This window comes from Catenulispora rubra (assembly GCF_015356825.1).
GTDB classification, from domain to species: domain Bacteria; phylum Actinomycetota; class Actinomycetes; order Streptomycetales; family Catenulisporaceae; genus Catenulispora; species Catenulispora rubra.
On record NZ_JAACYW010000373.1, the window covers coordinates 1 to 10,548 of the forward strand.

At 69.3% G+C, this 10,548-nt stretch carries 8 protein-coding genes; 4 read left to right on the forward strand and 4 right to left on the reverse strand.

Going from position 1 to position 10,548, the window contains the following annotated elements; all coding sequences use genetic code 11:
* Nucleotides 1–1,115 (reverse strand): GMC family oxidoreductase N-terminal domain-containing protein (locus tag GWK61_RS49170; protein WP_194920544.1); only part of this gene is annotated, 1,115 nt, incomplete at its 3' end.
* 320 nt (nucleotides 1,116–1,435) lie between these two features.
* Here GWK61_RS49170 and GWK61_RS57815 point away from each other — a divergent pair.
* The 3 genes from GWK61_RS57815 to GWK61_RS49185 all read left to right on the forward strand — a co-directional run bounded on the left by GWK61_RS57815 (nucleotide 1,436) and on the right by GWK61_RS49185 (nucleotide 7,910).
* Nucleotides 1,436–4,471, forward strand: coding sequence for a S53 family peptidase (locus GWK61_RS57815; RefSeq protein WP_228564232.1), 3,036 nt, complete (start codon nucleotides 1,436–1,438; stop codon nucleotides 4,469–4,471).
* Nucleotides 4,472–4,668: 197 nt separating this feature from the next.
* Nucleotides 4,669–6,546, forward strand: coding sequence for a phosphatase PAP2 family protein (locus tag GWK61_RS49180; RefSeq protein WP_194920553.1), 1,878 nt, complete (start codon nucleotides 4,669–4,671; stop codon nucleotides 6,544–6,546).
* A 20-nt stretch (nucleotides 6,547–6,566) separates the two neighbouring features.
* A complete protein-coding gene (locus GWK61_RS49185; protein ID WP_194920554.1) occupies nucleotides 6,567–7,910 on the forward strand; it encodes a jacalin-like lectin in 1,344 nt (447 codons plus the stop codon).
* A gap of 94 nt (nucleotides 7,911–8,004) precedes the next feature.
* Here the strand turns inward: GWK61_RS49185 and GWK61_RS49190 are convergent, their stop codons facing one another.
* Nucleotides 8,005–8,427, reverse strand: a complete 423-nt coding sequence (locus tag GWK61_RS49190) for a hypothetical protein (RefSeq protein ID WP_194920555.1) — start codon at nucleotides 8,425–8,427, stop codon at nucleotides 8,005–8,007.
* 138 nt (nucleotides 8,428–8,565) lie between these two features.
* Between GWK61_RS49190 and GWK61_RS49195 the strand changes: the two genes are divergently transcribed.
* Nucleotides 8,566–9,120 (forward strand): TetR/AcrR family transcriptional regulator, encoded by a 555-nt coding sequence (locus GWK61_RS49195; RefSeq protein WP_194920556.1) that lies wholly within the window; start codon nucleotides 8,566–8,568, stop codon nucleotides 9,118–9,120.
* Nucleotides 9,121–9,170: 50 nt separating this feature from the next.
* Here the strand turns inward: GWK61_RS49195 and GWK61_RS49200 are convergent, their stop codons facing one another.
* Both GWK61_RS49200 and GWK61_RS57820 read right to left on the reverse strand, forming a co-directional pair.
* Nucleotides 9,171–9,605, reverse strand: coding sequence for a hemerythrin domain-containing protein (locus GWK61_RS49200; protein WP_194920557.1), 435 nt, complete (start codon nucleotides 9,603–9,605; stop codon nucleotides 9,171–9,173).
* A gap of 381 nt (nucleotides 9,606–9,986) precedes the next feature.
* Nucleotides 9,987–10,262 (reverse strand): Beta-galactosidase C-terminal domain, encoded by a 276-nt coding sequence (locus GWK61_RS57820; protein ID WP_228564233.1) that lies wholly within the window; start codon nucleotides 10,260–10,262, stop codon nucleotides 9,987–9,989.
* Between the last annotated feature and the right edge of the window lie 286 nt (nucleotides 10,263–10,548).

Here is a 10,548-nt window from a genome sequence, read left to right on the forward strand (position 1 = left end):
CCCTGCACCCCGACCGCCCGCCCCCGCTGCATCTCGATGCTGCGCGCATCGGTGTCGACGATCAGCCGCGCCCCGGCAGCCTCGGCATCGGCGAGCCAGGTCTTCACCACCGACTGCTTGGCCCCCAGCCGGCAGCCGTATCCGCAGCGTCCGCACTCGATCCCCATATCGCAGCCCACGACGTTGCGCGGCATCGCGTCGACCTGCCATCCCAGCGCACGCAGCCCCCGCTCCAGCACCACGTCCCGCGCCGAGGCGAGACTGTGGTCCCGGTTCACCGACAGCCGGTGCATCACCGCCTCGATCGCGCCGCTGTATTCGTCCCCTGCGAACTGCGTCGCGCCCAGAGCGGCCCACTCCGCGCGGACCTCCGCAGGCGTCGGGAAAGATGTCGTCCAGTTGACGACCGTCCCGCCCCCGAGACAGGACCCTGCGACCAACCTGACCTGGCCTTCTGCGGTACTCGTGGGGGTGGACGCGTACAGGTTCCGCAGGCCGGAGTACTCGGAACCGTCGAAGTCGGCGTCGTCGTAGTAGCCGCCGCGCTCCAGCACGACGACCGCCAGCCCGGCCGAGGCCAGCACCGCAGCCGCCGTCCCTCCGCCGGCACCGGACCCGACCACCACGACATCGCAGTCGAACGCCATATCAGTACTCGGCGACACCGGCGCCAGCCGAGGACGAGCGTCATCGACACGCTTCCCCAGCGGCCCCGGGTACCCGATGGCATCCCAAACCGCTGACGTCCCAGAATCCCCGGGCGCCAGCAGGTACGACGACGTCGCCAAACCCCGCAACGCCTGGAACAGCACCCGCTTGCGCCCCGACGAGGAGTCCCCGAGCTTGAGCATCAGCTTCTCGCGCTCCTCCGGCGACAGCCGCGAGAACCGCCGCCCTCCCGTACCGAGGAACAAGCCCGCGAACGGCGAGTCCCACTGCGAGAGCAGGTTCAGCAACAACTTCCGCTCCCGGCCCTCCGGAAGCCCGCGAATCAACCCGTCGGCGACGACCACCGCCCCGACCCCGCTCGCCGGCGGAATCCCGGCGCCGTCCCCCGGAGCGAAGGTGTCACAGATGGCGGTGAGCGCCGACCACTGGCGCGCGTCGAGCTGCATGGGACCATCCTCGCTCGCAGGCCCCTGATTTCGGGTGCTCATTTGAGGCGCCGCTGCGTTGGGTGTGGGTGCTGGTGTCGGGCGGGTGCGGTTGGTGGGTGGTTTACAGGCGTTTTTTGACGGCTTCGCGGACGGTTTGGTGGCCTCGCGGGGTGACGCAGTTCGGTTGAGCGACATGGGCTACCCGCGCGTCCGACGGTTTGGCGGCGGCCCGGGCGCCGAAAACCAGACGGAATCTGGTTAAGTATCTTGACTCGATTCATGATCCGCTTCTAGATTCTTCGATGCCTGATTCCCGTCCGTGTCTGGAGGATTCCGAAGTGCGACGTCTGATACGACGGCGGGTCTGCCTCGCGGTGGCCGCTGCCCTGGTCGGTGGTGCGGTCGCCGTGGCGCCGGCCGTGGTCGCGGCCGCCACCGCCACCTCTGCCGCCGCTGCCACCCCGGCAAGGTCCGCAGAGCACATCTACCCGCTCCCGACCGGCGACCACGTGCGGGTCACCGGATCCGGCCAGAGTGCGCGGGCCGATTTCCTTCCCGCGGCAGGCCATTCCGCGGCCGCCGTGACTTCGAACGTCGACGGCCGGATCACCGTCGTCCCGGTGTCGCAGATCGCGAAGCTCTCGTCCCTGGACGCCTTCCAGGTCGGGCCGGCAGCCGCGACCGCCGCCGCCGCGAGGCCCTATTACGCGATGACCGCGCTGCACATCACAGCGCTCGACCACGCCGGCCAGCCCGTCCAGGCCGCCGAGGTGATCGCGGTGAACACCGACGATCCGGCGAAGGCGAACTGGGACGGCATCATGACCGCCGGCGACGCGCGCGTCGAAGTCCCGGCCGGCCACTACAGCGTCGCGGTCGCCGCGTTCGAGACCGACTCCGCCGGCAACTCCACCGAGACCGACGTCCTCTCGGTCACCGACGTCACCGTCCTGGCCGCCGGCACCGCCGTCGCGCTGGATGCGCGGACCGCGCAGCAGGTCGCGTTCACGACCCCGCACGCGAGCACCTTCGCCGCAGCGGTCGTGGGCTGGGACCGCGGGACGGCGGCGCACATGGACTTCCTCGACATCGGCGCGCTGGCCGGCACGCGCTTCTACGTCGGCAGCGCCGCGAAGGCGACCTACGGCACCCTGAACTTCTCGGTGTTCGGCCGGCAGACCACCGGATCGGCGAGCTACCTGTTGGCGTTCCCGAACTACGACCAGGTCCCCGCCTCGCAGACCTACAACGCCGGAGCGCTGGCCACCGTCGACTCGACCTACGCCACCGACGAGCCGCAGCAGGACCTGACCATGAGCGACTTGTGGAACCGCGTCGGCTCGTCCGGACCGGCGTTCCCTGATCTGCCCGCGGTCACCGTGCACGCTCCGTCCACGGGCCGGCAGTACATATCGGCGGTCGCAGGCGTCTCCTATGAAGGCCTCATGCTTCCGACCACCACCGGAGGTTCCCTCGACGGCGAGTTGGAACGGGACTTCGTCCCGAGCGCCGGGGAGCACCTGACGCTCGCCTGGCGGGGAACGGTCATCACTCCGGCGCCCGCAACGTTCGACGGACCCTGCTTCCTCTGCCGCAGCGGCAACACCCTCAACGGCGTCGACGAGATGGACACCGACGGCTCCGGCGACGTCGGGCAGTGGAGCGACGGACCGACGACGATCACCCAGGATGGCAAACAGATCTACAGCGGCGGCACCGAAGGACAGCTGTTCACGCAGACACTTCCGGCCGCGAAGCACCACTACGTCTACTCACTCGACACCACCCACGACGCCGCCACGACGGCACTGTCGACGCACACGCAGATCTCGTGGGGCTTCGACTCGGCGAAGACCGCCGCCTCAGCTCCCGTCCCGATCCTGTATGCGCAGGCCCGGTTCGTCACCGACGGCCACGACTCCGTGCCGACCGGGACCGGCACCCTCGACGTCACGTTCCAACACCAGTCCGGCGTCGCGAGCAGCGCGGTGAAGAAGGCGAGCGTCTCAGTCTCCTACGACGACGGCACCACATGGCAGCCGACGACGGTCGCGCTCGGCGACGGCCGTCACGTGTCGGCGACCTGGCCGGTCCCGGCGAGCACCAAGGCGGGCTACCTGGCGCTGAAGATGAGCGCGACCGACGCCGCCGGAGCCACGCTGGAAGAGACGGTGCATCACGCCGCGCTGGTCAACGCTCCCGGCGGGATCGCGGTGAGCGGGTCCGGAGGCTCGGGCTCAGGGGGCTCGGGCTCGGGAGGGAGCGCCGGGGCGCACGCCGTCTGCCCAACCGCCGCGACCGGCCACGTGCGGTGCTTCGCGCTGGTCTCGGACACGAAGAGTCCGACGAGCAGCCCGGCCAAGGGCGCCAAGGCCGCCAAGGCCGCCAAGGCCGCCAAGCCCGACGGCTTCGCCCGCGCCGACCTGCTCTCCGCCTACACGCTGCCGACCACCGGCGGCGCGGGGCGGACGGTCGCGATCGTCGACGCCTACGACGACCCGCAGGCCGAGTCCGATCTGGCCGTCTACCGCAGCACCTACGGTCTGCCGGCGTGCACGACGGCCAACGGCTGCTTCACGAAGGTCAACGAGCACGGCCAGGCCTCGCCGCTGCCCGCGCACAACCCCGACGACTGGAACCCCGAGGTCTCGCTCGACCTGGACATGGTCTCGGCGATCTGCCCGGCCTGCCGCATCGAGCTCGTCGAGTCCGACACCACGGATTCGACGTCCATGGCCACCGCCGAGCGGACCGCGACCGGCTCCGGCGCCGTGGCGGTGTCGAACAGCTGGGGCGGTGACGAGAGCACGCCGGACCAGGATCTGAACTCCGCGTTCCAGCATCCGGGCGTCGCGGTGACGGTCTCCAGCGGCGACCAGGGCTTCATCGAGGGAGCCTGGCCGGCGTCGCTGAACACGGTGATCGCGGTCGGCGGAACCAGCCTCACGAAGGCGACCTCGTCGGCGCGGGGTTGGAGTGAGACGGCGTGGAAGGGCGGCGGATCCGGCTGCTCGGCCTACATCGCGAAGCCGGCGTGGCAGCACGACACGCACTGCCCGAACCGCACTGTCGCCGACCTGTCGGCGGTCGCCGATCCCAACACGGGTGTCGCGGTGTATGTCGAGGGCAGCTGGGGCGTGTTCGGCGGCACCAGCGCCTCGTCGCCGATCATCGCCGCGATGATCGCGCTCGCGGGCAACTCCTCGGCGTTGCCGAGTGCGCAGTACGTCTACTCGCATGCCGCAGACTTCTTCGACGTCACCAGCGGTACGAACGCCGACTGGGACTGCGACGGGGACTACCTGTGCGTCGCGGGGCCCGGTTACGACGCGCCGACCGGTGTCGGTACGCCTAACGGGCTCGGGGGGTTGTAGGCGCGGTGTTGTAGGCCGTGCAGTAAGCGGCGTGGGGATTCGCGGTATCCGCGGATCCCCGTCCGCAGTACGGTGTGACCGTTAACACTACCGACCAGTACTATTCAGCCGATCGTGCCCAGCAGTGCCGTGTTCGTTCTCTACATTCCGTGCCACCGGCTCGCCCCGAAGCCGTGCCCCGCTACGGAATGGACGCCATGAGAACAGCCAGCACCCTGGGCCGACGCCGGTTTCTGACCGGTTCGGCCGGTACCGCGGCGGCTCTGATCGCCGCGCCGACGATCGAGTCCCTGGTCTTCGCGGGGCGTGCGGCCGCCGCCACGACTGCCGGTAGCGCGCTGTCGCCGTTCGTCGAGCACTACACCACCAACGTCTCGACCAACGTGACCGCCGACGACAACGCCGCCGTGCGGATCCTGGCGGGCATGGCGCGGCTGTGGGCACCGGGCACCGCGTGGAATACCGGCACTGTCCTGGACGCGCATGTCCTGCACGCGAACATGCGGCACAGCGCACGCATCACCAAGCACCGCACCGAGGAGCAGGCGAAGCAGGCGTTCATCCACGACCGGCAGGACCAGAGCTACGGCATGATCGACGGCCTGGGCCCGCTCGCGTCGTTCTACAAGACCGGCGCCAAGGCGGTCACCAGCATCACCTCGGCTCCGGACGGGACTCCGCCGACCACGATCAACGATGTCGTCCCGCCGGATGCGCCGGCCGGTTCGGCCACCGGGCCGGGCTCGACCGCGTCCGACCTCGGTGCTGTGGTCGCGTTGGAGCAGACGCTGCGCGGTAACTATTCCTCGGGCAACCCGTCGAAGGCGTCCTATAGCTATCCGCGGCCGTGGCGCATGACCGAGGACAGTACTGTCGTCGACACCGGCGCTACCGATGCGTTCGGCTATCCCGTCTACAAGTCGGACGTCATCGTCGCTCCGCAGCTGCTGCGTCAGCGCAGCATGACCCCGGCCACTGACGGTGGGTTTCCGAGCGGCCACACCAACGCCTTCTTCCTGGCTGGCCTGGCCTACGCCTACGCGGTGCCCGAACGGTTCCAGGAGCTGGTCACCCGGGCGTTCGAGCTGGCCAACTCACGGATCGTCGCCGGCATGCACTCGGCGGTCGACGTCATCGGCGGCCGCATCCTGGGCACCGCTCTGGCCGCCGCCATCCTCGGCGACCCGGCCAACGCTGCGGCGAAGAGCGCGGCGCGCGCTCAGGCTCTCGCCTACTTCACGGCCCACACCGGGACGACGCCCGAGACTTTGTTCGCGTACGCACACTCTGCCGCGCGCTCGACTGACCCTTACGCCGACCGCGAGGCGAATGCCGCTGCGCTCAAGGGCTTCTTCACCTACGGCCTGCCTGCGGGTCGGGCCTCAAGCCGTCAGCCCATGACCGTGCCCCAAGGCGCCGAGGTCCTGGTGGAGACCCGGCTTCCGTACCTCGACGCGGCGCAGCGTCGTGAGGTGCTGCGGACGACGGCGCTGCCGTCGGGGCATCCGGTACTGGACGGCCCTGAACTGTGGGGTCGGCTGAACCTGTTCGCCGCTGCCGACGGGTATGGCTCGTTCGCGCAGGACGTGCGCATCGTCATGAACGCCTCCGCCGGCGGATTCCACGCCGCCGACGCTTGGCGCAACGACATCGACGGCCACGGCCGCCTGACCAAGTCCGGCACCGGGACGCTCACTCTGTCCGGCGACAACGAGTACAGCGGCGGCACGACGATCAGTGGTGGCGCCCTCATCGCAGCCTCTCGTACGGCTCTGGGCACCGGAGACCTGCACGTCGCCGACGGCACGCTCGGCGTGAAGCTCGTCGACGACGGTCCGGCGCTGCGCATCTCGGGTCTGGCGCGCGTGGGGGAGCAGAGCTCTCTGCTCCTCGATGTGACGGCCTGCGATATGTCGGCCCGCGATGTGCGGCGCGCCGATCGCACCTTCCGCGTGATCGAGGCCTGCGACCTGCGTGGCGTGTTCCGTTCGATCACCGTCTCCACTCCCGGCTTCCGCGCCGAACCCCGCTATTCCGCTTCCGGCCTCACCGTCCGCATCCGCTCCAACCACTGATGCAAGGAGACAGGACAATCATGAGGAAGATCCGCACCGTCGCCGCCGCGTTGATCGCCGGTGTCGTCCCGTTCGGCGTCACGGTCGCCGTCAGCGCCCCGGCCGCGCACTCCGCCGCTGCGGCCTCCGGCACGTTCTCGCTGCTGAACTACAACGTGGCCGGGCTGCCGGTGGTGCACGAGCCGCCGACGAAGCTGTCGATGGAGGACGCCGCGTCCCAGATCGGGCAGCGTATCCAGCCCTACGACGTGGTCAACATGCAGGAGGACTTCAACTACCACGCCTACATCTACGCCGGCGACAACCACGCCAACCGCACCGCGACCAGCGGTGCGGCAGGGTTCGGCGACGGGCTGAACACGGTCGCCGACGACCAGTTCAGCGAGTTCAGCCGGACGAAGTGGTCCAGCTGCTACCCCGACAACGGCGACTGCTTCACGCCCAAGGGGTTCTCGGTGATGCGGCTGCGGTTGGCGCCGGGTGTGTACGTGGACTACTACAACCTGCACCTGAACGCCGGGACCAGCAGCAGCGACGAGACCGCGCGGCAGAACGAGTGGCAGCAGCTGACGGCGTTCATGCAGGCCAACTCCGCCGGCGACGCCGTGATCGTGGCAGGGGACACCAACAGCCGCTACACGCGCGGCGACGACCAGCTGGCGAACTTCGTCGCGGCCAACGGCCTCACCGACTCCTGGGTGCAGCTGGAGCAGGGCGGCGTCGCCCCGCCGGCCGGCGCGCCGCCGCTGATGTGCGACGAGACGGCGATCACCAACACCTGCGAGGTCACGAACAAGACCCTCTATCGCAGCAGCAAGCAGATCACCCTGGCCGCCACCGCGTACAACAACGAGCACGCCAAGTTCCTGGACTCCGCCGGCGCGATGCTGTCGGACATGGACCCGATCCTCACCGACTTCAGCTGGTCGCAGAACCCTGACTACCGGCAGAGCGACCTGTTCGGCGGCAACGGCGGCACGTCGTTCACCGACGGCGCCGCCATCCCGGCGGGCGTCGGAGCGACGACGGTCGCGCTCAGCGCCGGCAACCGCGTCGACCAGGTCGGGCTGACGCTGGTGAACGGCACGTCGTTCACCCACGGCGGCACCGGCGGCACCCCGGCGTCGCTGACGCTGAACAGCGGGGAACGCGTCGCATCGGTCGAACTGTGCGAGGGCCAGTACAACGGCGGCGAGCGGTTGTTCTATGCGAAGTACACGACGGACGCCGGCCGGGTGCTGGCCGGTGGGACGGTCACGTCCGACTGCGCTACGTACACCACCCCGACCGGCTGGCAGCTCGCCGGGTTCTACGGCCGTTCCGCCACCGAGGTCGACAAGCTCGGGCTGATCTACACGCGCTAGAGCTGAGGTTTCCTACCGGCTTGAACGCCGCGCGGGTTCGGACGCCATGCAGTACGGCGGCCGAACCCGCCTGCGGTATATCCCCGATCTCCGACTACCCGGCGGCCCCGGTAACCGCGGCGATCAGCGCCTCACCGGTGTAGGCCTTCCCGCCGAGCCCCCAGGCGCCGTCCGGGGCGTTCAGGATGTTGACCCACGTGTCCTCGCGCCGGTGCTCCGGCCCCGCGAGGTCGGCGACGATGTCCGTCGCGGCCGCGATGAAGGCGGCGCGCGCCGGCTGGTCGGCCAGGCCGATGTTCGGCAGCTTCAGCTCGACCATGACGACCGGCCGGTTGACGCCGCCGGCGTAGATGTCGTGCGGCTCCAGGATGTGCACGGTCCCACCGACCACGCTGGTGAAGAACTCGTTGCCGGTCAGGCCGGAGACCTCGATCAGCGCCTCGGTCAGCCGCGGCAGGATGGCGCGCTCGCCGGTCGGCGTCAGGACGCCGCGCGGTGCGGTCACGGTGATGGGCATGGGTGTTCCCCTCTCGGACGGGCTATTGACTAGCTAGTACGTGCGTACTAGCTCTCGACCGCCAGTCTCGACTAGGATGTGCGTACTAGTCAAGCGCGCAGCAGAGAAGACGCGCAGCAGAAGAGAGACGACGGGACGATGGCCTCAGACACCCGCGACCGCATGATCGACGCGACCGTCGACGCCCTGAGCCGGCACGGCGTCGCGGGCATGTCGTTCACCGAGATCCTGCAGACCAGCGGCGCCGCCCGCGGCGCGATCTACCACCACTTCCCGCAGGGCAAGAACCAGCTCGTCGCCGAGGCCGCCGAGCGCTTCGGCGACCAGGTCCGCGGCGCCCTGGGCGAGCTGGACGGCGCCGACCCGCAGGCCGTCGTCGAGGCCTTCGTGACGGCGGTGCGTCCCGTGGTGCAGGCCTCGATCAGCGGCTACAGCTGCGCGGTCGCCGCTGCCAGCGTCGGTTCGAGCGACGACGACGAGCTGCGCCGCACCGCCGGGGGGGCGTTCACCGCGTGGCTGCGGGAGCTGACGGACCGATTCGCGGCGGCCGGCCTGCCGAAGAGGAAGGCGGCGGATACCGCGGCACTGCTGATCAGCATGCTGGAAGGCGCGCAGGTGGTGTGCCGAGCCGTCGGCGACATCGAACCCTTCGACGCCGCGGCGCGCGCGGCGCGTGCGCTTCTGGCGACCTGAGCTGGCTCCGCTCAGGCCACCTGAGCTGCCAGACGTGGCCCGACTTCGATTTACTGGCTGAACGCCTGGCTGATGGTCCGCTCTTCGTAGCGGAAGTGGGATTCCATGATCGCCGCGAGTCCGTCGAGCTCGCGTCCGATCGCCTCGGCGCTCTCGTTTCCCGAATCGACAGCCTTGTCGGCCAGCTTGCGGATGCTTGAGAGGATCCCCGCGATCAGCTCGTGGTCCTCGATCAGTTTCGCGATCGTCGGGGCGAGGTCCGGGCGTTCGCGCAGCAAGTCCGAGAACATCCCCTCGTCCTCGCTGCGGTGGTGCGAAGTCAGCGCGTCACAGAAGGCCAGGCAGTGGGTCGCGAGGGTGTCGTCGCTCAGCCGACGGTGCCCGAGACCCGCCCTGACCTCGGCGATCTGGTCACGAAGCCGTTGATGTGCCTGGGCGAGTTGCAAGCTCAAGGCGACGGCGCGGTCGCCTCCGGGGGAAGCCACGGATGGCGGTCCCTTCGATCCGACACCTCCATGCCTGACGCAGTCCGCCACCGGCACGCGATGCTGCGTCCACGAGATCACATCGGGCTTCCGGGCGGCAAGCGGCGCCGGCTCGGACCCCCTCCGCAGCCCGCTGACGTGCACCGCATCGAAATCGCCCGCAAATCCATTGCACAGTCGAGGTCGGCGTGCCTATCGTGATCGCACACATGAAAGGAGGTGATCCTGAGTTGAGTAGTACCAGGACGCGTGAGGTGGCTGGCAGCTAGCCGCCCCGCCCGCGAACGAGGCTTCGGTGCCTCGCCCGGCAGGTCCGGGGCGGCGGGCTAATCTCCAACAGTCACCCGGCTCGCAGGCTCACCGGTCGTCCCCGGTGTCCGGTCAGGCGGTCCACGGCGTGGTGCACCGCGCGGTGGATGCGCTTGGTTGGAATGGCCTGCGAGCCGCTGTTTTTTGTTGGACGGGCCGCTGGCTGTCCTCGGCCTCGGTCACGACCTCGACCTCGACCTCGAACACGGTCACGCCGCCTGCCGGCACGAGCGCTGCGAACTTGCCGGAGAGCAGGTCGGTTCCGGGCGCCGGCAGCGGAACATCGACCTCCGTGTGGTTGATCGCGAACAGCCATGACTGTCCGTCGTCCGCGACTCTGCGCACCATCTCGACGCCATTCCCGGCACTCCGGCAGGCAGTGCAGGAGCGAGGCGGTGTCTGGGTGAGAGATGTGCAGCCTCGGTTGCCGATCGGCGCTTCCGAACAGCGCGAGTGGGTGCTGGTGCGGGGCGGGGTGCGGTTGGTGTGTGGTTTACAGGCGATTTTAGGGCTCGCAGAGGATTAACCCGTAGCCTTCGGGTCTGGGGATCGTTGTTGTGGTATGGGCATATCTGTGGAGGAGTTCGCGGCGGGGCTGGCCGACAAGTACCTGGTGTTGTTTCCGCATCTGGAT

What these genes read in the sequence shown, in the direction of transcription:
- GWK61_RS49180 (WP_194920553.1), top strand. Translation starts at nt 4,669, where the DNA reads ATGAGAACAGCCAGCACCCTGGGCCGACGCCGGTTTCTGACCGGTTCG.
- GWK61_RS49185 (WP_194920554.1), top strand. Translation starts at nt 6,567, where the DNA reads ATGAGGAAGATCCGCACCGTCGCCGCCGCGTTGATCGCCGGTGTCGTC.
- GWK61_RS49190 (WP_194920555.1), bottom strand. Translation starts at nt 8,427, where the DNA reads ATGCCCATCACCGTGACCGCACCGCGCGGCGTCCTGACGCCGACCGGC.
- GWK61_RS49195 (WP_194920556.1), top strand. Translation starts at nt 8,566, where the DNA reads ATGGCCTCAGACACCCGCGACCGCATGATCGACGCGACCGTCGACGCC.
- GWK61_RS57820 (WP_228564233.1), bottom strand. Translation starts at nt 10,262, where the DNA reads ATGGTGCGCAGAGTCGCGGACGACGGACAGTCATGGCTGTTCGCGATC.